Annotated in this window: 15 protein-coding genes; 7 read left to right on the top strand and 8 right to left on the bottom strand. The window is 69.1% G+C overall.

The annotated features are described in order from the left end of the window. Positions 1–32 precede the first annotated feature (32 nt). From J2S76_RS18255 to J2S76_RS18245, 3 genes are all read right to left on the bottom strand, one after another. On the bottom strand, positions 33–1220 hold the full coding sequence (locus J2S76_RS18255) for an acetate/propionate family kinase (protein ID WP_307062744.1): 1188 nt from the start codon (positions 1218–1220) through the stop codon (positions 33–35). Between the two features lie 4 nt (positions 1221–1224). After that, positions 1225–2193: a phosphate acetyltransferase gene (locus tag J2S76_RS18250; protein WP_307062742.1), complete on the bottom strand. Its 969-nt coding sequence runs from the start codon at positions 2191–2193 to the stop codon at positions 1225–1227. A 158-nt stretch (positions 2194–2351) separates the two neighbouring features. After that, a complete protein-coding gene (locus J2S76_RS18245) occupies positions 2352–2729 on the bottom strand; it encodes a RidA family protein (protein WP_018386906.1) in 378 nt (125 codons plus the stop codon). Between the two features lie 188 nt (positions 2730–2917). Between J2S76_RS18245 and J2S76_RS18240 the strand changes: the two genes are divergently transcribed. Then, on the top strand, positions 2918–4000 hold the full coding sequence (locus J2S76_RS18240) for an aldose epimerase family protein (RefSeq protein ID WP_307062741.1): 1083 nt from the start codon (positions 2918–2920) through the stop codon (positions 3998–4000). 15 nt (positions 4001–4015) lie between these two features. Here J2S76_RS18240 and J2S76_RS18235 read toward each other — a convergent pair whose 3' ends face one another. Both J2S76_RS18235 and J2S76_RS18230 read right to left on the bottom strand, forming a co-directional pair. Then, positions 4016–5506 carry a carboxypeptidase M32 gene (locus tag J2S76_RS18235; protein ID WP_307062739.1) on the bottom strand — a complete coding sequence of 497 codons (1491 nt, stop codon included), beginning with the start codon at positions 5504–5506 and terminating at the stop codon, positions 4016–4018. A gap of 46 nt (positions 5507–5552) precedes the next feature. Continuing rightward, a complete protein-coding gene (locus J2S76_RS18230) occupies positions 5553–6491 on the bottom strand; it encodes a hydrogen peroxide-inducible genes activator (protein ID WP_307062737.1) in 939 nt (312 codons plus the stop codon). Positions 6492–6651: 160 nt separating this feature from the next. On the opposite strand from J2S76_RS18230, the gene katG reads away from it, so the two are divergent. The 6 genes from katG to J2S76_RS18200 all read left to right on the top strand — a co-directional run bounded on the left by katG (position 6652) and on the right by J2S76_RS18200 (position 16437). Continuing rightward, positions 6652–8829 (top strand): catalase/peroxidase HPI, encoded by a 2178-nt coding sequence (gene katG, locus J2S76_RS18225; RefSeq protein ID WP_307062736.1) that lies wholly within the window; start codon positions 6652–6654, stop codon positions 8827–8829. A 138-nt stretch (positions 8830–8967) separates the two neighbouring features. After that, positions 8968–10449, top strand: coding sequence for an FAD-dependent oxidoreductase (locus tag J2S76_RS18220; protein ID WP_307062734.1), 1482 nt, complete (start codon positions 8968–8970; stop codon positions 10447–10449). A gap of 18 nt (positions 10450–10467) precedes the next feature. Then, positions 10468–10950, top strand: coding sequence for a cupin domain-containing protein (locus J2S76_RS18215; RefSeq protein WP_307062732.1), 483 nt, complete (start codon positions 10468–10470; stop codon positions 10948–10950). Between the two features lie 127 nt (positions 10951–11077). After that, on the top strand, positions 11078–12157 hold the full coding sequence (gene recA, locus J2S76_RS18210; RefSeq protein WP_307062731.1) for a recombinase RecA: 1080 nt from the start codon (positions 11078–11080) through the stop codon (positions 12155–12157). A 343-nt stretch (positions 12158–12500) separates the two neighbouring features. Beyond that, a complete protein-coding gene (gene alaS, locus J2S76_RS18205) occupies positions 12501–15152 on the top strand; it encodes an alanine--tRNA ligase (RefSeq protein ID WP_307062729.1) in 2652 nt (883 codons plus the stop codon). Positions 15153–15183: 31 nt separating this feature from the next. Continuing rightward, positions 15184–16437 (top strand): cyclic nucleotide-gated ion channel, encoded by a 1254-nt coding sequence (locus tag J2S76_RS18200; protein ID WP_307062727.1) that lies wholly within the window; start codon positions 15184–15186, stop codon positions 16435–16437. Between the two features lie 444 nt (positions 16438–16881). Here the strand turns inward: J2S76_RS18200 and J2S76_RS18195 are convergent, their stop codons facing one another. From J2S76_RS18195 to J2S76_RS18185, 3 genes are all read right to left on the bottom strand, one after another. Beyond that, positions 16882–17640 (bottom strand): SapC family protein, encoded by a 759-nt coding sequence (locus tag J2S76_RS18195; protein ID WP_307062725.1) that lies wholly within the window; start codon positions 17638–17640, stop codon positions 16882–16884. Between the two features lie 62 nt (positions 17641–17702). Beyond that, positions 17703–18314: an invasion associated locus B family protein gene (locus J2S76_RS18190; RefSeq protein ID WP_307062723.1), complete on the bottom strand. Its 612-nt coding sequence runs from the start codon at positions 18312–18314 to the stop codon at positions 17703–17705. A gap of 153 nt (positions 18315–18467) precedes the next feature. Beyond that, the coding region (locus tag J2S76_RS18185) for an autotransporter outer membrane beta-barrel domain-containing protein (protein ID WP_307062720.1) at positions 18468–21092 on the bottom strand (2625 nt) is incomplete at its 5' end.

The raw sequence follows: 21092 nt of genomic DNA, 5'->3' as shown, positions 1-21092 counted from the left end.
CGCGAACCGGAACCACTTCGCTCGAAAATTCTCTAAGCCGCCGGGCGCAGCAGGCGCAGCGTGTGCAAAGCGATCATCCGTTCCTCGTCGGTGGGGATAACAAGCACGTGCGGGCCGGGTCCGTCAGCGTCGATCCAGGTCTCGCCCGCCTCATTGGCCGCCGCGTCGAGGGCGACGCCGAGCAGGCCGAGCCGGGCGCAGATGCGGGCGCGGATCTCGGGCGCGTGCTCGCCAATGCCGGCGGTGAACACCAGCGCCTCCAGCCCGCCCAGCGTGACGGCCAGCTGCGCCACCGCCTGCGCGACGTGCAGGGTGAAATAATCCACCGCCAGCGCGGCGGCGGGCGCCTCGCTCGCCAGCAATTCGCGCATGTCGCTGGAGAGGCCGGACAGCCCCTTCAGCCCGCTGTCGTGATAGAGCATGTGGCCGACCTCGGCCGCGCTCATGCCCTTCTGCTCGATGAGGTGCAGCACCACGCCGGGATCAAGCGACCCGCAGCGTGTGCCCATCGGCAGGCCGTCCAGCGCGGTGAAGCCCATGGTGGATTCCTGGCTCCGCCCGTCGAGAATGCCGCAGGCCGAGGCGCCGGAGCCGAGATGGCAGATGACGACGCGCCCGCGCGCCAGTTCCGGCGCCAGTTCGCGCAGGGCGCCGGAGACATACTCATAAGACAGGCCGTGGAAGCCATAGCGGCGCACCCCGGCCTCATAGAGCTCTTCCGGCAGGGCGAAGCGGTCGGCGATGTCAGGGTGGCCGCGGTGGAAGGCGGTGTCGAAGCAGGCGACCTGCGGCAGGTCCGGCCGGCGCTCGGCGATGACGCGGATCGGGTCCAGATTGGTCAGCTGGTGCAGCGGCGCCAGCGGGATGAAGCTCTCCAGCGTGCGCAGCACCTCATCCGTCACCCGCTCCGGGTGGGAGTAATGCGGCCCGCCATGCACCACGCGATGGCCGACGCCGATCAGCTCGACATCGTCCAGATGCGGCAATACCCATTCGCTGATGGCGTGCTGAGCCTGCGGGGCGCTGGCGATCTCCTCCGGCGCGAAGCGGCGATCGACCAGCACGGTGCCGGCCTCGTCCTTCGCCTGCAGGCGCGGGCGCGTGCCGATGCCATCCAGCGCGCCGCCGAGGATGAGGGCGACGTCGCGGCCGACCACGCGGTAGAGCTTGAACTTGATGCTGGACGAGCCGGCATTGACGACGAAGATGGCCTCGTTCACCCGATCAACCTCCCAGTCCCGGCTGGCGCAGCCGCGCCTGCGCATAGAGCACCGCCACCGCGCAGGAGGCGAGGCGGGTCTTCAGCGTGTCGGCGCGGCTGGTCAATATGATCGGCACCCGCGCGCCGAGTACGAGACCGGCGGCGTCGGCGCCAGCCATGAAGGTGAGGTTCTTCGCCAGCATGTTACCTGCTTCAAGGTCCGGCACGACGAGGATCTGCGCCCGGCCGGCGACGGGGGAGACGATGCCCTTGATCCGCGCCGCTTCTGGCGAGATGGCGTTGTCGAGCGCCAGCGGCCCGTCGAGATCGCCGCCGGTGATCTGGCCGCGATCGGCCATCTTGCACAAAGCGGCGGCCTCGATGGTGCTGGGGATCGCGGTGGTGACGGTTTCCACCGCCGAGAGGATGGCGACGCGCGGGCGCCCGAGGCCGAGCCCGACATGCAGGTCGATGGCGTTCTGCACGATGTCGCGCTTGGCATCGAGGTCGGGAAAGATGTTCACCGCCGCATCGGTGATGAACAGCGGCTCGGCATAGAGCGGCACGTCCATGACGAAGACATGGCTGATGCGCCGGCCCGTGCGCAGGCCGGTGTCGCGGGCGGTGACGGCGGCGAGCAGTTCGTCGCTGTGCAGGCTGCCCTTCATCAACAGGCTCGCGCGCCCCTCGCGCACCAGTTCCACCGCCCGTGCCGCCGAGGCGGCGCTGTGCGGGGTGTCGATCATCTCGATGCCGGCAAGGTCCAGCCCCTCGGCTTGCGCCACCGCCCGGATGCGGGCGGTGGGGCCGACGAGGATGGGGAGGATGAAGCCGGCCGTGGCGGCATCAAGCGCGCCACGCAGCGAGGAGGCATCGCAGGGATGGGCGATGGCGGTCACCTGTGTTTCCACCTCGCCGGCACGGGCGACCAGACGCTCGTAATTGCCATGGTCGATGGGGGGGACGGTGCCGGGCCGTGTGGCCGTGTCCATGTCTTCGCCTCCATTGCGCCGGCGCCGTGCCGATCGCGTCGCTTGTCCGTGTCGTCGCTTGCCACTGTCGTCGCGACCGCTGACGACAGGACGACACAGACCGGCCCCCGGCGCCAGCGTCCATGATCTGACGCAAACGCTTGGGGGTGAGGGGGCGCTCAGCCGGGGCGGCGGGCCACCAGGTCGATTTCCACCAGCGCGTCGCGGGCGAGGCCGGTAACGCCGACGCAGGTGCGGGCCGGGCGGCGATCGCCGGGGAAATAGGAGGCGTAGGCCGCGTTCATCGCGGGATAGTCGCCCTTGAAATCGGTGAGGTACACCCGCGCCTGCAGCACATGCGACAGATCCAGCCCGATGCCGCCGAGCACCAGGATGAGATTGTCCATCACGCGGCGCGTCTGCGCCTCGACCCCCTCCGGCAGCGGGCGGGAATCATCGTCCGGCCAGGTCGGCATCTGGCCGGTGATGAACACCCAGCCATCGGCCTCCACCGCATGGCTGAACGGGGCGACCGGCGTCGGGGCGCCGGCGATCATGTGGAACTGCGCCAAGGTGTCGTCTCCTGATGGGCGTAGCGGTTACGGACCTTCCCCCGGCGGCGCCCGGCCCGTCAATGCGGGGGCGGATGGCGCGCGCCGGGGGCTGGCAATCGCGGCGGGACCGGAGGACAATGGGCGCGTCGAAGGCCGAGCCGGGCACGCCCGGAATTTCCTGAGTAGCGAGCATGAACCAGCCTGTGGGCGCCCGCATCCGGCGCGAGCCTTTCGGCACCCTGCCGGATGGAACCGAAATCCAGCGTTTCCGCCTTCTCGGCGAGGCCGGATTCGAGGTCGCGGTGCTCGATCTCGGCGCCATCGTGCAGGCGCTGCACGTGCCCGACCGGAACGGCCGGCTGGCCGACATCGTGCTCGGCCATGACGCGCCGGGGGCCTATCTCGACGAGCCGCGCTTCTTCGGGGCGGCGGTGGGGCGCTATGCCAACCGCATCGCCGGCGGGCGTTTCGCGCTGGACGGGGTGGGGTATCGCGTGCCCGCCAATGATGGCGACCACGCCTTGCATGGCGGGCCGCAGGGCTTCGACAAGCGGGTGTGGAAGCTGGCCGAACTGTTCGAGGGGGAGGCGCCCTCGCTGCGGCTCAGCCTCATCAGCCCGGAGGGCGACCAGGGCTTTCCCGGCACGCTGGACGCGAGCGTGACCTACACGCTGAGCGGGGCGTGCGAGCTGACCATCGCCTTCGAGGCGACGACGGACGCGCCGACGCTCGTCAACCTCACCCATCACGGCTATTTCAACCTTGGCGGGGTGCAGGCGGGCGGCGACGTGCTCGACCATCTCCTGACCATCCATGCCGATGACTATCTGCCCGTTGATGCAGCTGCGATTCCGCTGGGGCGGCCCGAACATGTGCAGGGCACGCCGTTCGATTTCTGCACACCGCGCCCGATCGGCGCCCGCATCCGCGAGGGCCACACGCAGCTGCAGCGCGGGCGCGGCTATGACCATAATTACTGCCTCGACGCGCGGGCCGCGCCGGCGCCGCGCCTCGCCGCCCGGGTCGAGCACCCCGGCTCCGGCCGGGTGATGGAGCTTCTGACCGACCAGCCGGGGCTGCAATTCTATTCCGGCAATTTCCTCGACGGCACGGCGCTGGGCAAACAGGGCCGGCTCTACCGCCAGTCCGATGGCTTCTGCCTGGAGCCGCAGACCTGGCCCGACGCGCCGAACCGGGCGGATTATCCCTCCGCCCGGCTCGACCCCGGCGAAACCTACCGGCATGTCTCGGTGTATCGCTTCTCCGCCGCCTGAGGCGCCGGTACGACCTTAGCTGGCGAGATAGCGCCGGGCGAGATGGGCCTTGAACACGCTGGCATCGAGCGGGCGGCCGGTGGCGCGGGTGAGCAGCTCGTCGGTGTCGAGCAGCGCGCCCTGCCCATGCACATGGGTGCGCAGCCAGGAGACCAGCGGGGCGAAATCGCCGCGCGCGATGCCGGGCAGTGCGTCCGGCTCAGCCCGGCAGGCGGCGTCGAACAGCTGGGCGGCGGCGATGGCGCCGAGCGTATAAGTGGGGAAATAGCCCCAGCCACCGCTCGGCCAGTGAATGTCCTGCAGGCAGCCGAGCCGGTCATTCGGCGGCACGGTGCCGAGCAGTTCCTGCATGCCGGCATTCCAGGCGGCCGGCAGTTCGGCCAGCGGCATCGCGTCGGCGATCAGCGCCTTTTCCAGCCGATAGCGCAGGATGACATGGGCGGGATAGGTGACCTCGTCGGCATCGACGCGGATGAAGCCGCGCTCGACACGGGTATAGCGCCGCCAGAGCGCTTCCGCCTCCCAGTCCGGGCCGGAAGCGCCGAACGCTTCCCGCATCAGCGGCGCGGCGAAGCCGAGGAATTCAGGCGAGCGGCAGGCCTGCATCTCCATCAGCAGCGACTGGCTCTCATGCAGCACCATGCCGCGCGCCTGCCCCACGGGCTGGCTCATGAAGGCGGCAGGGCGGCCCTGCTCATAGAGCGCGTGGCCGGTCTCATGGATCACGCCCATCAACGCCTTGGAAAAATCGGCCTCGTCATAGCGGGTGGTGATGCGCACATCATGGTCGGCGCCGCCGCAGAAGGGGTGGGTGGAAACATCGAGCCGCCCGCGGTCGAAATCATAGCCGAGCGCGGTCATCATCCGCTGGCCGAGCCCGCGCTGGGCCTCGATGGCGAAGGGGCCGGCAAGCGGGGCGGGCGTGGGCCGGCGGGCCTGCACCGCCAGCGCCTCTTGCGTGAAGCCTGGCAGGAAGGCGGCGAGGTCGTCAAACAGCGCGTCGATCTTTTCCGAGCGGCCGCCCGGCTCATAATCGTTCAGCAGCGCGTCATAGGGGGAGAGGCCGAGCTTCTCGCCCTTGGCGGCGCCGGCCTCGCGCTGCAGGCGCAGCACCTCGGCAAGGTAAGGCAGCAGCGCGGGAAAGTCCGAATCGGCGCGCGCCTGCCGCCACGCCATCTCGCAGGTGGATATCGCCTTGCTGGAGGCCTCGACGAGATCGGCGGGCAGGGCGGTCTGCGCGGTGAAGACGCGGCGCATCTCGCGCAGATTGGCCTGCTCCCACGTCCCGAGCGTGCCGTCGCCGCCCGCCGCCTCCAGCCAGTCGCTGAGGCGCGGGTCGACCGCCATCTCGTGCTGCATCACCCGCAGCAGAGCGAGGCTTTCCGCCCGGCTGGCGGCGGCGCCCTTCGGCATCATGGTGTCACTGTCCCATTGCAGGATGCCGATGGCGTTCGACATCGCGCTGATGCGGCCGAATTGGACGGTGAGGGAGGCATAGGCGGACATGGAGGCTCTCCGGCAGGTGGCGGCGCGGGCCGCCATGCGTTCTCTTCTAGCTGAGGTGCCAATCGGGCGGAACAGCGCTGGCGCCGGCCACGGCGCCCGCAAGCCCCACCGTGCCCACGATGATCGCCATCTGCTCGAAGGAGCCGGCGAGCGGGTTGGTCCGGCGCCAGACCATGCCGATGGTGCGCGAGGGGCGCGGCGCCGCCAACCGCGCCACCGAGACGGCGGCGGAGCGGGTTTCGATGGCCACCGCCATTTGCGGGATGAGCGTGACGCCGATGCCGGCGCCGACCATCTGCACCAGCGTGGTCAGCGAGCTGCCCTCCATCAGGTCGCGCGACAGGGGCAGCGAGAGGTTGCAGAAGGACAGCGCCTGTTCGCGGAAGCAGTGGCCTTCCTGCAGCAGCAGCAGCCGCATCGTGCGCAGCGTCTCGGGATTGGGCACCGGCAGCGCCGCCTCGTGCAACGGACGCACCAGGACGAACTCCTCCTCGAACAGGGCATGCTCGGTCAGCGAGGGCTCGGAAACCGGCAGGGCGACGATGGCGGCATCGAGCCGACCCTCGACCAGGTCGTCGACCAGCCGCTGCGTCACCGCTTCGCGGGGCCGCAGGTCGAGTTCGGGGAAGCGTTCGCCCAGGCGCTGCATCACGGCGGGCAGCAGATAGGGGGCGACGGTGGGAATGACGCCGATGCGCAGCCGGCCCGCGAGCGGGCTGTGCGACGCGCGGGCGAGGTCCTCCAGCTCATCGACCGCCTGCAAAATGCCGCGCGCCCGCGTGGCGAATTCCTCGCCGAGCCGGGTGAGCCGGATCTGCCGCATGCCGCGCTCGACCAGCGGCGCGCCGAGGATCTCCTCCAGCTCCTTGATCTGGAGCGACAAAGCGGGCTGGGAAATCGAACAGGCTTCGGCGGCCCGGCCGAAATGCCGGTGATGAGCGAGCGCCTCGAAATAGCGCAGATGCCGCATGGAGATGCTTATCATAAGAATTTCATATCGGACCAATTAGAAAATGCAAATTTTCATTATGCTTAGCCTACGATAAGACCTCTTCCAATTCCAAACGCCTCTCGTGCCGGCCAGTGCCCGGGGGGAGCGCCGGCGAATTTTCGCTGCCGTCATGCCATCACGATTGGAGACTGCAATGGACGACATCACCAGCAAGCCGGCCGGCAAATGCCCGGTCATGCACGGCGCCATCACCGAAGTCGGGACGTCGAACATGGATTGGTGGCCCAAGGCCCTCAATCTCGACATTCTCCACCAGCACGACAGCAAGACCAACCCGCTCGGCAAGGACTTCAATTACCGCGAGCAGGTGAAGACGCTCGATTTCGACGCGCTCAAGGCCGACATGCGCGCGCTGATGACCGAGAGCCAGGAGTGGTGGCCGGCGGACTGGGGCCATTATGGCGGGCTGATGATCCGCCTGTCCTGGCACGCGGCCGGCTCCTACCGCCTGGCCGACGGGCGCGGCGGCGGCGGCACCGGCGACCAGCGCTTCGCCCCGCTCAATTCCTGGCCGGACAATGTGAGCCTCGACAAGGCCCGCCGCCTGCTGTGGCCGATCAAGAAGAAGTACGGCAACAAGGTGAGCTGGGCCGATCTGATCGTGCTCGCCGGCACCATCGCCTATGAGACGATGGGGCTGAAGACCTTCGGCTTCGGCTTCGGCCGCGAGGATGTGTGGCACCCCTCCAAGGACACTTATTGGGGTTCCGAGCGCGAGTGGCTGGCGCCGAGCGACAACCGCTATGGCGACGTCAACGTGCCCTCGACCATGGAAAACCCGCTCGCCGCCGTGCAGATGGGCCTTATCTACGTCAATCCGGAAGGCGTGAACGGCCAGCCGGACCCGATGAAGACCGCCGCGCAGGTGCGCGAGACCTTCGCCCGCATGGCGATGAATGACGAGGAAACCGCGGCGCTGACCGCCGGCGGCCACACGGTCGGCAAGACCCACGGCAATGGCGACGCCAAGGCGCTCGGCCCCAACCCGGAAGCCGCCGCGCTCGAAGAGCAGGGCATGGGCTGGTCCAACCCGAACCAGAACGGCCTCGCCAGCCGTGCCGTGACCTCGGGGCTCGAAGGCGCCTGGACCACCCATCCGACGCAGTTCGACATGGGCTTCTTCGACATGCTGTTCGGCCATGAATGGGAGCTGCGCAAGAGCCCGGCCGGCGCCTGGCAGTGGGAGCCGATCAACATTCGGGAAGAGGACAAGCCGGTCGACGCCAGCGACCCCTCGATCCGCCACAACCCGATGATGACCGACGCCGACATGGCGATGAAGGTCGATCCGATCTACAACGCGATCTGCCAGAAGTTCATGGCCGATCCCGCGTACTTCAAGGACACCTTCGCCCGCGCCTGGTTCAAGCTGACCCACCGCGACATGGGCCCGAAGGTCCGCTATATCGGCCCGGACGTGCCGGCCGAAGACCTGATCTGGCAGGACCCGGTTCCCGTCGGCCCCACCGGCTATGACGTGACGGCGGTCAAGGCGAAGATCATCAATGCCGGCCTCACCATCGGCGAGCTGGTCAGCACCGCCTGGGACAGCGCCCGCACCTATCGCGGCTCCGACATGCGCGGCGGCGCCAATGGCGCCCGCATCCGCCTCGCCCCGCAGAAGGACTGGGAAGGCAACGAGCCGGCCCGTCTCGCCAAGGTGCTCGGCGTGCTGGAGACGATCGCGGCCGAGACCGGGGCGAGCCTCGCCGACGTGATCGTGCTCGGCGGCAATGTCGGCATCGAGCTGGCGGCCAAGGCGGCCGGCCATGATGTCACCGTGCCCTTCGCGCCCGGCCGTGGCGATGCCACCGACGCCCAGACCGACGCCGCCTCGTTCAGCGTGCTGGAGCCGCTGCATGACGGCTACCGCAACTGGGTGAAGAAGGACTATGTCGTCACCCCCGAGGAGATGCTGCTCGACCGCACCCAGCTGATGGGGCTGACCGCGCCTGAAATGACCGTTCTGGTCGGCGGCCTGCGCATGCTCGGCACCAATTACGGTGGCAGCAAGCACGGCGTGTTCACCGCCCGCGAGGGTGCGCTGACCAATGACTTCTTCGTCAACCTCACCGATATGGGCAATAGCTGGAAGGCGGTGGGCGAGGGGGTCTATGAGCTGCGCGACCGCAAGACCGGCGCGCCGAAATGGACCGCCACCCGCGTCGACCTCGTCTTCGGCTCCAACGCCATCCTGCGCGCCTATGCCGAGGTCTATGCCCAGGACGACGCGCAGGAGAAGTTCCTCCGCGACTTCGTCGCCGCCTGGACCAAGGTGATGAACGCCGACCGTTTCGATCTGGTGGACTGATCCCCGCCCGATCCGTCCCTTTCCGCCGCTCGCCGGCGGGCAGGCGCGTCCTTCAAAGGCCCGTTGCGCCACGCGCAGCGGGCCTTTACGTTTGACCGGGTGGGCGCGCGCAGCGCCGTCCGGCCTGGGGGCAAGCGCATGATCGAGCCCGTTCTCATCGTCGGGGCCGGCCCGGTCGGGCTGGCGATGGCGCTCGAACTGGCGCGCTACCAGGTGCCGGTACGCATTGTCGACGCCATGACCGAGCGGGCGACCACCTCGCGCGCCGTGGCGATCTGGCCGCGCACGCTGGAGTTGCTGGAGCGCGCCGGCGACGGGCTTTCCGCCGAGCTGGTCGGGCTCGGCAACAAGGTGACGGCCGCCAACATTCTGGCCGATGGCCAGCCCTTGGCCCGCGTTCCGCTCGGCGAGATCGAAACCCCTTATCCCTTCGTGCTGATGCTGCCGCAAAGCGAGACCGAGCGGGTCCTGCTGGCGCATCTGGAGAGGCGCGGGATCCAGCCGGAGCTCGGCATCTCGCTCGCCGATTTCACCCAGGAGGGCGAGACCGTCACCGCCACGCTGCGCCATGCGGACGGGAGCGAGGAGACCGCGCGCTATGCCGCGCTGGTGGCCTGCGACGGCGCCCACAGCCCGGTGCGCCATCATCTGAGTCTTTCCTTCGACGGCGATACGCTCGGCAGCGACTGGGCGCAGGGCGATTTTCACCTTTCCGGCATGCCCTTCCCGGTGAACGAGTTCGCCACCTGCCTGCACGCGGAAGGCCCGGCGGTGCTGTTTCCGCTGGCGCCCGACCGCACGCGCCTCATTGTCGGCCTCGGGCCGTCCACCACTGATGCACCGCCGCCGCCGCCCGACATGGCCGGCTTCCAAGCGCTGCTGGACCGGCGCGGGCCGGGCGGCATCACCCTGCACGACACGCTGTGGTCGACCTCGTTCCGCATCAATGAGCGGCAGGTGGAGAATTACCGGGTCGGTCGCGTCTTCCTCGCCGGCGATGCCGCCCATGTCCACAGCCCGGCCGGCGGACAGGGCATGAACACCGGCATGCAGGATGCGGTGAACCTCGCCTGGAAGCTGGCGCTGGTGCTGCGCGGCCTCGCCACCGCGCCGGCGCTGCTGGGCAGCTACGACCCCGAGCGCCGGGCGGTGGGAGCTGAGGTGATCGCCACTTCCGGCCGGCTGACCCGGATGGCGACGCTGCAGAACCCGGTGGCCCGCCACATTCGTAACGCGGTGATGCACGTCATGCTCGGGCTGGCGCCGGTGCAGCACGCGCTGGAAGGTGAACTGACCGAGACCGCGATCCATTACCGCGACAGCCCGCTCAACGGCATCTCCTGGGGAGCCGGCCCGCGCGCCGGCGACCGCGTGCTGCCGGCCGAGGGCGAGCCGCCCTATGGTGCCGGCGACACGCCCCGCTTCACCCTGCGCACCGGGCCCGAGGTGGGGCCGCCGCCCGGCGATCTGCCCGCCGCGCTGGTCGACCCGGCGGTGCGGCCGCACGAGGTGGCCGGCGGCATCCAGCTGATCCGGCCGGACGGCTATCTCGCCCTGGCGGTGGCGGAAGGGGAATGGGAGCCGATCGTCGCTTATCTCCACCGGCTTGGCCCGGCCTGATCCTGAGGGGGAGATCGAATGAGCGTGTCCTTCCTGTATTCGCGCGGCGACGAGCCGCCGATCAAGATCCCGGCCATCGGGCTCGACCTGTTCGTCCGCCTGCCGCCGGCGATGAGCGGCGGCGAGTTCTGCTTCATCGAGACCATCAACGCCCCCGGCGCCGGCCCCCCGCGCCACCGCCACCGCGAGGCGGAGATTTTTCGCGTGCTTGAAGGGCGTTATCTCTACGAGGTCGACGGCCGGCGCTTCTTCGCCGATGCGGGCGACGTGGTGAGCATTCCCGGCGGCGCGGCGCATGGCTTCGTCAACGTGACCGACGCGCCGGCCCGCCAATACATCCTCATGGCCCCGGCGCTCGACGCAGTAGCCTTCTTCACCGAACTCGCCGGGGTGATGCATGACGGCCTGCCCGACACCGCCGCGCTGAACGCTTTCGGGGCGAAATGGCAGGTGGAATTTCTCGGGCCGCCGGTGCGGGCGGCGGAAGGGGAGACGGCGTGAGCGCCATTGCTCGCTTTCGGCGGCAAACGTCGAGAGAACATATTGCGAACAGCGAACAAAACGAGTACGTTCGCCGCAGTCCTTGAGCCATCACCCTTTTCCCTTGCGTACAGCCCGGAGCCCGGCAATGACTCAGTCTTCACTGCGACTCGTTGAAGGATCTTCCATGGACAAGTCCAAGGCGCTCGACGCCGCCCTGACCCAGATTGAGCGCCATTTCGGCAAGGGCTCGATCATGCGCCTGGGCAAGAACGACAAGATCATGGAGATCGAGACGGTCTCCACCGGTTCGCTCGGCCTCGACATTGCGCTCGGCATTGGCGGCCTGCCGCGCGGGCGGGTGGTGGAAATCTTCGGGCCGGAATCCTCGGGCAAGACCACGCTGGCGCTGCACACCATCGCCGAAGCGCAGAAGAAGGGCGGCGTGTGCGCCTTCATCGACGCCGAGCATGCGCTCGATCCGATCTATGCCCGCAAGCTGGGCGTCGACCTCGACAATCTGCTGATCTCCCAGCCCGATGCCGGCGAACAGGCGCTGGAGATCGCCGACACGCTGGTGCGTTCGGGCGCGGTGGATGTGCTGGTGGTGGATTCGGTGGCGGCGCTGACCCCGCGGGCCGAGCTGGACGGCGAGATGGGCGACAGCCAGCCGGGCATGCAGGCGCGGCTGATGAGCCAGGCGCTGCGCAAGCTGACCGCCTCGATCAACCGGTCGCACACCATGGTCATCTTCATCAACCAGATCCGCATGAAGATCGGCGTCATGTATGGCAGCCCGGAGACCACCACGGGTGGCAACGCGCTGAAGTTTTATGCTTCGGTGCGCCTCGACATCCGTCGCATCGGCGCCATCAAGGAGCGCGAGGAGGTCGTGGGCAACCAGACCCGCGTCAAGGTGGTGAAGAACAAGCTGGCCCCGCCCTTCAAGCAGGTCGAGTTCGACATCATGTATGGCGAGGGCGTTTCCAAGATGGGTGAGCTCATCGACCTCGGCGTCAAGGCCGGCGTGGTCGAGAAATCCGGCGCCTGGTTCTCCTATGACAGCCAGCGGCTCGGCCAGGGGCGCGAGAACGCCAAGTCCTTCCTGCGCCAGCACCCGGAAGTCGCTGGCCGCATCGAGGCGACGATCCGCCAGAATGCCGGCCTCATCGCCGAGCAGATTCTCGCCGGCGCCAGCGAGAGCGAGGACGGCGACGACGCCGAGTGATCCCGGCGGCGGGGCCGGCGGCTCCGCGCTAGGGGACATGCCACCCGGGGTGCGCGTGCCGCGTTTGGCCCAATCGCGCTTGATGACGCCGCTACTCCTCGTAGCGGTGTCGGGCGCGCCGGCGGGCTTTGCCGTCAAGCATTGCCACTTGCCTTGCCGCGCCGCAGTGCCGTCAGCCCTAGGCGACAGTGTTTGCCGGCCGGCAGGCCGCGGGGCGGGGGACGGCGCCCTTCTGCTTTCTGGACAAGGTGTTGATGCGTCGTTAGAACCGTTGCGCCCGCGCCCGATGGTGCGGGACGGCGCTTCTGCGGCGCCGGTATCTGGCATCGGCGGACCCGGGTTCATGAGCGGCGTTAACGAGATTCGCGCGACCTTCCTCGACTATTTTGCCCGCAACGGGCATCAGGTGGTCGATTCCTCCCCGCTCGTGCCGCGCAACGACCCGACATTGATGTTCACCAATGCCGGCATGGTGCAGTTCAAGAACGTCTTCACCGGCATCGAGAAGCGGCCCTATGCGCGGGCCGTCACCTCCCAGAAATGTGTGCGGGCCGGCGGCAAGCACAACGACCTCGACAATGTCGGCTACACCGCCCGTCACCACACTTTCTTCGAGATGCTCGGCAATTTCTCCTTTGGCGACTATTTCAAGGAGAATGCCATCGAGTTCGCGTGGAACCTGATCACCCGCGAATTCGAGCTTCCGGTCGAGAAGCTGCTCGTCACCGTCTACCATGAGGATGACGAGGCGTTCGGGTTGTGGAAGCGCATTGCCGGCCTGCCCGATTCCCGCATCATCCGCATCGCCACCTCTGACAATTTCTGGCAGATGGGCGACACCGGTCCGTGCGGCCCGTGCTCGGAGATCTTCTTCGACCATGGTCCGCACATCGCCGGCGGCCCGCCCGGCTCGCCCGATGCCGATGGCGACCGCTTCATCGAGATCTGGAATCTCGTCTTCATGCAGTTCGAGCAGCTGCCCGGTGGCGAACGGGTGCGCCTGCCGCGCCCCTCCATCGACACCGGCATGGGGCTGGAGCGCATTTCCGCCGTGCTGCAGGGCACGCACGACAATTACGAGATCGACCTCATGCGGGCGCTGACCGGCGCCGTGGAGGAACTCACCGACGTGCCCGCCAATGGCCCGCAGAAGGCGAGCCACCGGGTGATCGCCGATCATCTGCGCGCCGCCACCTTCCTGGTGTCCGACGGCGTGCTGCCCTCGAATGAAGGGCGCGGCTATGTGCTGCGCCGGATCATGCGCCGGGCGATGCGCCATGCCCAGCTGCTCGGTGCCCGCGACCCGCTGATGCACCGGCTTGTGCCGGTGCTGGTGCGCGAAATGGGCCGGGCCTTCCCGGAAATCGTGCGCGCCGAGACGCTGGTGGCGGAGACGCTGCGGCTGGAGGAAACCCGCTTCCGCAAGACGCTGGAGCGCGGCCTGTCCATTCTCGAGACCGAGAGCGAGGGCCTTGGTGCCGGAGCCAAGTTCTCCGGCGAGACCGCCTTCAAGCTCTATGACACGTTCGGCTTCCCGCTCGACCTGACCGAGGATGCGCTGCGGTCGCGCGGCGTCGGCGTCGATGTCGCGGCCTTCAACACCGCGATGGAGCGGCAGCGGGCCGAGGCGCGCGCCTCCTGGTCCGGTTCGGGTGAGGCCGCGACGGATGCGGTCTGGTTTTCGGTACGCGAGGATGCGGGGGCGACCGAGTTCCTCGGCTACGACACGTTGAGCGCCGAGGGCACGGTCACGGCGCTGGTGTCGGATGGCCGGCGGATGGCGGAACTTCCCGCCGGCGCCACCGGGCTGGTGGTGCTGAACCAGACGCCGTTCTACGGCGAATCCGGTGGCCAGGCCGGCGATGCCGGGGTGCTGACCGGCGAGGACGGCCTGCGGGCCCGCGTCATCGGCACCCAGAAGAAGCTCGGCGACATCTTTGCCCATGAGGTCGAGGTCGAGAGCGGCACCCTCAAGGTCGGCAGCGCGCTGGCGCTGGCCGTCGATGCCGAGCGCCGCGAGGCGATCCGCGCCAATCACTCGGCAACCCATCTGCTGCACGAGGCGCTCCGCCGCGTGCTGGGCGATCATGTCGCGCAGAAGGGTTCGCTGGTGGCCGCCGACCGCCTGCGCTTCGACTTCTCCCACCCCAAGCCGGTGGAGGAGGCCGAGCTGCGGCAGGTCGAGGACATGGCCAATCGCATCGTGCTGCGCAACGAGCCGGTGGTTACCCGGCTAATGGCGGTGGATGACGCCATCGCTTCGGGTGCGCGGGCGCTGTTCGGCGAGAAATATGGCGATGAGGTGCGCGTCGTCAGCATGGGCACCGATCCCGGCAATGGCGCGCCCTATTCGATCGAACTGTGCGGCGGCACCCATGTCGGGCGCACCGGCGATATCGGCCTGATCAGCCTGGTCGGCGAAAGCGCCGTCGGCGCCGGCGTGCGCCGGCTTGAAGCGATGACGGGCGATGCCGCCCGCCACGCGCTGACGGCGGACCGGCGGGCGCTTCAGGGCGCGGCTGGCCTGCTCAAGGCGCCGGTCGGCGAGGTGGAGGCACGCATCGCCCTTCTGGTCGAGGAGCGGCGCAAGCTTGAGCGCGAGCTCGGCGAGGCGCGGCGCAAGCTCGCCATGGGCGGCGGTGCCGGCGCTGAGGAGCCGGTGCGCAGCGTGGGCGACGTGAAGCTGCTGGCGCGCGAGGTCACCGGCATCGAGCCCAAGGACCTCAAAAGCCTGGTCGACGAGGGCAAGAAGCGCATCGGCTCGGGCGTGGTGGCGATCGTCGGCATTACCGAAGAAGGCCGGGCCGGCCTTGTGGTCGGCGTCACCGAGGATCTGACGGGGCGCTTCGACGCGGTGGCGCTGGTGCGGCGCGGCGCCGAGGTGCTCGGCGGCAAGGGCGGCGGCGGCCGGCCCGATCTCGCCCAGGCCGGCGGGCCCGACGGCGCGCGCGCCGGCGAGGCGCTGGCAGCCATCGAGAGCGCGCTGGCAGGCTGATCGCCCCAAGCGGGCGGGGGAGTGGCCGTTGATGACGGCGCACAGGCGCGAGGGCAGTTGGTTCACCGCGTCCGGCTGGCGGGCGCGGCGCCGGCGTTGCTACGAGATCTTGGAGCGGGACGCGGCGCATGATCGCACGGCGCATCGGGTCGAGGTCGGCCTGATCGTCCTGATCGTGCTCAACGTCATCGTTGCGGTGCTGGAGACGGTGCCGAGCCTGTTTCTGCGCGACTATGTCGCCTTCCTCGCCTTTGAGCGGCTGTCGCTGCTCGTTTTTGCGGGCGAATACGCCCTGCGCATCTGGGTGGCGCCGGAAAATCCGCGCTATCGCGGCTACTCGCCGCTGCAGGCGCGGCTGCGCTATGCGCGCACCGCTGTGGCGATCGTCGATCTGATCGCCTGGCTTCCCTTCGTGGTTTCGGCGCTGTTCGGGGTCAACCTCGTGACCCTGGCGATTTTCCGCCTGCTGCGCTTCATCAAGCTGGTGCGTTATTCGCCGGGCATGCAGTCGCTGCTCGAAGTGCTGCACCGCGAGAGCCAGTCGCTGATGGCGTGCTTCTGGTTGCTTTCCGCCGCGGTGCTGATCGCCGCCTCGGCCATGTATGTCGCGGAAGGGCATGTCCAGCCTGAGCAGCTCGGCTCGATACCGGCGGCGATGTGGTGGGCGATGGCGACGGTGACGACCGTCGGCTATGGCGATGTCTACCCCCTCACTGTGCCGGGCCGGATCATCGCCAGCCTCACCATGGTGACCGGCATCGTGATGATCGCGCTGCCGGTGGGCATCATCGCCACCTCCTTCGTCGATGTGATCAAGCGGCGCGACTTCGTCATCACCTGGGGAATGGTGGCGCGGGTGCCGCTTTTCGCCGATCTCGATGCGGCCGGCATCGGCGAGATCCACAAGATGCTCTCCGCCCATACCGCGCAGCCCGGCGAGGTGATCGCCCGCCGCGGCGAGGTGGCGCGCTCGATGTATTTCATCGCCTCGGGCGAGGTGGAACTGGACTTCGATGACGGGGTGCATCTGCTGGGCGAGGGGCAGTTCTTCGGCGAGATGGCGCTGCTCCATTCCGCCCGGCGCGCCGCGAATGCGCGGGCGCGCACGCGCTGCATGCTGCTGATGCTCGAGGCGGACGCGCTGGCGGATGTGATCCGGCGTCATCCGGAAATCGGCAGGCGCATCCGCGCTCAGGCCAAGGACGAGGAAGGCCCGCATGCGGTGAAGCGCAGCGCCGATATCGCCGATGACGAATTGGCCACGCCGCCGGCGCAAGGGACCTAGAGCATCTTCGCTCGAAGCGGGCACGGGCCCGCGTGAAGAAAATAGATGAAAGCAAGAGCATAGAGCCCGCGCCGACCAGCTTTCGATGCAGGCGGAACGGATAAGCTCAGTCGCGGATTTCGAGCGGGAGCCGATCGGTTCAATCGGACCGGGCAACGCTCGCGTGCCGGCGCGAGGACTCCTGGGTCCGCTGCCTCGCAGAAGTCCCGAGGCGCCGCGTGCACGGGCATGGGTGGGACAGGAATGGCGCCCGCATTCAGGCCTTCGGCGTGTGAGGCGTTGGCGGGAGCGAGGGGCGCCATCTCTGCCGCCCCTCGTTCGGCAGCGGCTTTGGCGGACGGCGCGGCGCCAGGGCGGGGCGCCAAGACGCGGCGCCAGAGCGGGGCGCCAAGGTGGGGCGCGAAGACGGCGCGCGGACTGCGCCGCCCATGTGCCGAAGACGCGCTAGGCCGCCGGGAAGGCGCGGCCGACGAGGGCGCGCCAGGCATGCTGCGAGGCGAGGTGGAGGACGATGAGGTCGCTCCAGCCATGGCTGTGGAACGTCTCCAGCGTCGTGCCGGAAAGGGCGCGGAAGGCGGCCTCGTCGACCAAGCGGAAACCCTGGATCAGTTTCTCGCTGCCATCCGGCAGGGTGACCCGCGCCTCGCGGGCGACCAGCAGATTCTCGGCTTCGAGCGCCGCGCCGAATTCGCGCGAGCGCTCATGCTCGAGCGCATAGGCCTCGCAGAAGGCGATGGCGGCCTTGGCGGTGTCGGTGGCGCTGCCGTCTTCCTCGAACAGCGCGCGGGCACTGTCGCGGGCCACGTCGGTGCTCACCTGGGCGGCGGAGAGGTCGAGCCCGAGCAGGAGCGCCTCGCCCTCGCCGGGCGTCATGCCGATGAAGGGGTAGCGGCGGACATAGCTCGGCACATAGTCGCCGGCGGTCCAGCCGCCGTCCTGCCGCACGAACAGGTTCTCTCCGGCGGTGAGCCCGGTGACAGCCAGCGGCGCGGCGCCCTCATCGATCGAGAAGACGAGGGGGTAGCTGCGCTGGGCGTGGACGAACTCGCTGGTCACCAGCGGAATCGCCGCTGCCGCCCGGGCGAAGCCATAGTCGACGCCGTCGCGCAGGCCGATCAGGCGGTGATCGGGAAAGCGCAGCAGCGTGGGCGCGCTGAAGAAAAGGGGAAGCCCCGGGGCGGGAGCGGAAGTGCCGGCCGACATGGAGGATGCTTTCGTCGAGAGGGAGCCGCGCGCCACCTGGAGGGCGGTGGCGCGTGCGTGGATCAGGGCTTGAGGCTGGCGTCGAGCGCGGGAGCGAAGCCCTTGAACGACACCGGCAGCGCCACATCCCGCTGCGCACCGTCCTGGAAGATGAAGCTGCCGGCCTCGGCGGCGGTCTTCATGCTCTGCACGGTGGCGGCGTCGAGGGTCGCCTCGGCGACGCAGACCTGGGCGCAGCGCTTATATTCGAGCGGCAGCGGCTTGCCGTTCGCACCGACCTTCAGCGTGATGCCGCTCGGCAGCCACACGCCCTGCGGCACCTGGATGACGATGAGCATCGGCGATTTCGGGTCGGCGCGGCCGACGGCGATGGTGGCCACAAGCCCCTGACCCTGGACCTGGAGTTTCTGGATGACTTCACAGGCGCGGGGCTGGTCGGCCGGGGTGACGCACCGCATCTGCCAGTCCTGATAGGTGGCGGTGGTTTCTGCCGGCTGCGAGGGATCCGCGGCGGCCGCCGCCGGTGCCGGGCGTACGGCGGCCGGAGCCGCCGGGCGGGGCTGCACGGGCTGCGTGACCGGGGCCGTGGCGGTCGGGGTCTGAGCCTGCGCGGGGCCGCCGACAAGGACGCCGGCCAGAAGGGCGGCGCCGACAAAGTTCAAGCTCGCATGCATATGTCTGTTCTTTCGTGAAGGCGAGGGAGGGAGAGCGTGGGCACCGGCCCCCGCCGCGCTCGCTGGGGCGCGGGCGGCAGGATGGCGCCGAACGCGTGTGACGGAAAGGGGGCGGCGCCAGGGCTCTGCACGCGGCTTGTCCGGCGCATGCTGTCAGAACCTCAGCGAGAATTGGGCGGAGAAGGCGTTCTGGCTCGCCTCCGCCGCAATCTGGCCGGCATAGTTCACCTGAAGGGTGACGGTGTCCGACAGGCCATAGGCGAGACCGGCGCCGACGATCAGCGTGTCTTCCGCGATCGGCACGCCCTGGATCTCGAAGGGCGTGGTGCCGGTCAGGAACCGCATGGTCGCGGTCGAGTCGGTGTCGCCGAAGGCGTGCTGCCAGCCGAGCGTCGCGCTCGGCGTCAGCGTCCGGCCGCCCAGCTCGAAGGAGGTCGCCACCCGCGCGCCCAGCGTGGAGTAGAACGTGTCCTGCCCGGCCACATCGACCGCGAGGCCTGCCGCCCCGAGCCAGCTCTCGCTGGCCGAGCCGCCGGCGACGCTCACATAGGCGAGACCCGCGAACGGCTCCAGCTCATAGCCGGCAAACGCCATGCGGTAGCCGGCTTCGCCGAAGATCTGCGTGGTGCCGACCCTGTAGCTCGCGCTTTCCTGCTCGGCGAAGCCGGGGAAGGCGACGGTGCGCTCCACATCGATGTCGTGCCAGCTATAGGAGGCGCCGCCGCGCAGGCCGAGCGCGCCGAACTGGGCGCCGAGATAGACGCCGAGATCGACATTGTCCATCGAGCCGGAGGAGGAGCGGCCATCGACATCGAAGGTCGAGCGGCTGTAGCCCGCCACCAGGCCGGCGCGCACATTGTCGGCGATGGCCGCGTCGACACCGCCGAGAAAGCCGCCGATCGAGGAGGAGATGGTTGCGGCATTGCCATTGCCGAAGGCATCGCCCCAGGCACCATAGCCCTGCGCCCACAGGGTGGGAGCGAGTTCGCGGCTGAGCGCCGCCGTCGCCGGGCCGGCCGCCTTCGCGGCATAGGAGAGGGCGCTGGTGCCCGCGCCCAGATCCGCCTGCCGCAGCCGGGCGCCGACCGCGTCGCGCAGATAGACGCTCTCCTGCTGGATGACGGTGTTTATCGAGGGGTAGATCTCGCCGGTGAGCTGGTTGTACGCCGGCGCCACGGCCCCTTCCGGCAGCATGGTGATCGCCTCGAACACGGCATTGCCTTCGCCCAGCGCCTGCGCCGCCACGGCGACTTCCGCCTGGTTCGGCGTATGGGCATAGGCGACGAACTCGGCGCCGGTATAGATGAGGTCGAGGTAGACATTGTGCAGGTCGTAGGTCAGCGTCGGCCGCAGGAAGGCGAAGTTCGAGCTGACCGTGCCGAATGTGCCGGTCACGGTGCCTGACGTGGTCAGGATGGTGAGCGTGCTCTGGCGGTCATAGGTGCCCGCCGTCGCCACCACCTTGACGCTCGCCCCCGAGGAGAGCGTGACATTGCCGGAGGCGACGATCAGGTCGTGCCCGCCCTGCGGCGTCACGTCGACCGAATAGATCGCGCCGGTGTTGAACGCGACCGGACCGTTGACGGTGAGCGTGCCCGGGGAATAGCCCGGCGCCACGGTGCCGCCCGCGTTCATCGTCAGGGAGCCGACCGTCCCGGTTCCGCCGAGCACGCCGCCGCTGCCGACCACGAAATCCGCCTCGGTGGTGGAGTCGAGGGCCAGCACGGTCGTGGCGTTCGTGAGCTCCACCGTGCCGGAATAGGAGGAGGCGAACACGGCCGTGCCGCCGCCGCTCAGGGTCAGCGTGCCGTCGCCGGTGATCGCCCCGCTGATGGTGTAGCTATCCGAGCGGTTGAACACCAGATTGGCGTTGTTGACGATGTCGCCGCTGATCATGCCGGTGGTGCCGCCATTGCCGATCTGCAGCGTGCCCGCCGTAATGGTGGTGGTGCCGGTGAAGCTGTTGTTGCCGGCCAGGATCAGCGTGCCGGCGCCGGTCTTCTCCAGGTCGCCGCCGCCAGATATCACGCCGGAGAGCGTCAGCGTCTTGCTGGCATCCACCTCGATCGCCGCGTCCGTGGGCGAGGTGACCGCCGTCGACAGCACCACGCCGCCCGCGAAGGTGAAGCTGTCGCTGGCGCGCAGCGTCGCGCCGCGCTCGATGGTGAGCCCGCCTGTGCCCATCGCCTGGGCCGCCAGCACCCGCAGCGTGCCCGAGCCGATGGCCGTGCCGCCGGAATAGCTGTTGGCGCCGGTGAGGGTCAGCGTGCCCGTGCCCCTCTGCGCCACCGTGCCGGTGCCGGAGATCGCCCCGGCGAAGCTGGTGTCGGCGGAGAGATCGAAGACCAGCGCGGCATTGTTGGTCACCGTGCCGAGGATCGAGCCGGTAGTGCCGCCATCGCCGACCTGCAGCGTGCCGGCGGAGATCGTGGTGCCGCCCTGATAGGTGTTGCTGCCGGAGAGGATCAGCGTGCCGGCGCCTGACTTGGTGAGGCTGCCCGTGCCGGAGACGACGCCGCTCAGCGCCAGGCTGGTGTCGGTCGCGGTGCTGAAGGTGCCGGCGCCGGTGAGGGTGACGTCGCGGTCGGAGGTGAAGCTCGCGCTGGTGGCCAGCGTGCCGCCGGCCAGCGTCAGCCCGCCCGAGGCGTCGCCGAGCGCGGCGTCGGCGCCGACCTGCAAGGTACCGGCGGAGACGGTGGTGCCGCCCTCATAGGTGTTGCTGCCGGAGAGGATCAGCGTGCCGTAATCGGTCTTCTCCAGGCCCGCCGTGCCGGTGAG

The sequence above is a fragment of the Ancylobacter vacuolatus genome (assembly GCF_030813595.1).
In the GTDB taxonomy this organism is placed as follows: Bacteria; Pseudomonadota; Alphaproteobacteria; order Rhizobiales; family Xanthobacteraceae; genus Ancylobacter; species Ancylobacter vacuolatus.
Note: the sequence above shows the minus strand (reverse complement) of the source record. Positions and strands in the feature narration are given on the sequence as shown.

What these genes read in the sequence shown, in the direction of transcription:
- J2S76_RS18250 (WP_307062742.1), bottom strand. Translation starts at nt 2,193, where the DNA reads ATGGACACGGCCACACGGCCCGGCACCGTCCCCCCCATCGACCATGGC.
- J2S76_RS18245 (WP_018386906.1), bottom strand. Translation starts at nt 2,729, where the DNA reads ATGATCGCCGGCGCCCCGACGCCGGTCGCCCCGTTCAGCCATGCGGTG.
- J2S76_RS18240 (WP_307062741.1), top strand. Translation starts at nt 2,918, where the DNA reads ATGAACCAGCCTGTGGGCGCCCGCATCCGGCGCGAGCCTTTCGGCACC.
- J2S76_RS18235 (WP_307062739.1), bottom strand. Translation starts at nt 5,506, where the DNA reads ATGTCCGCCTATGCCTCCCTCACCGTCCAATTCGGCCGCATCAGCGCG.
- J2S76_RS18230 (WP_307062737.1), bottom strand. Translation starts at nt 6,491, where the DNA reads ATGATAAGCATCTCCATGCGGCATCTGCGCTATTTCGAGGCGCTCGCT.
- katG (WP_307062736.1), top strand. Translation starts at nt 6,652, where the DNA reads ATGGACGACATCACCAGCAAGCCGGCCGGCAAATGCCCGGTCATGCAC.
- J2S76_RS18220 (WP_307062734.1), top strand. Translation starts at nt 8,968, where the DNA reads ATGATCGAGCCCGTTCTCATCGTCGGGGCCGGCCCGGTCGGGCTGGCG.
- J2S76_RS18215 (WP_307062732.1), top strand. Translation starts at nt 10,468, where the DNA reads ATGAGCGTGTCCTTCCTGTATTCGCGCGGCGACGAGCCGCCGATCAAG.
- recA (WP_307062731.1), top strand. Translation starts at nt 11,078, where the DNA reads ATGACTCAGTCTTCACTGCGACTCGTTGAAGGATCTTCCATGGACAAG.
- alaS (WP_307062729.1), top strand. Translation starts at nt 12,501, where the DNA reads ATGAGCGGCGTTAACGAGATTCGCGCGACCTTCCTCGACTATTTTGCC.
- J2S76_RS18200 (WP_307062727.1), top strand. Translation starts at nt 15,184, where the DNA reads ATGACGGCGCACAGGCGCGAGGGCAGTTGGTTCACCGCGTCCGGCTGG.
- J2S76_RS18195 (WP_307062725.1), bottom strand. Translation starts at nt 17,640, where the DNA reads ATGTCGGCCGGCACTTCCGCTCCCGCCCCGGGGCTTCCCCTTTTCTTC.
- J2S76_RS18190 (WP_307062723.1), bottom strand. Translation starts at nt 18,314, where the DNA reads ATGCATGCGAGCTTGAACTTTGTCGGCGCCGCCCTTCTGGCCGGCGTC.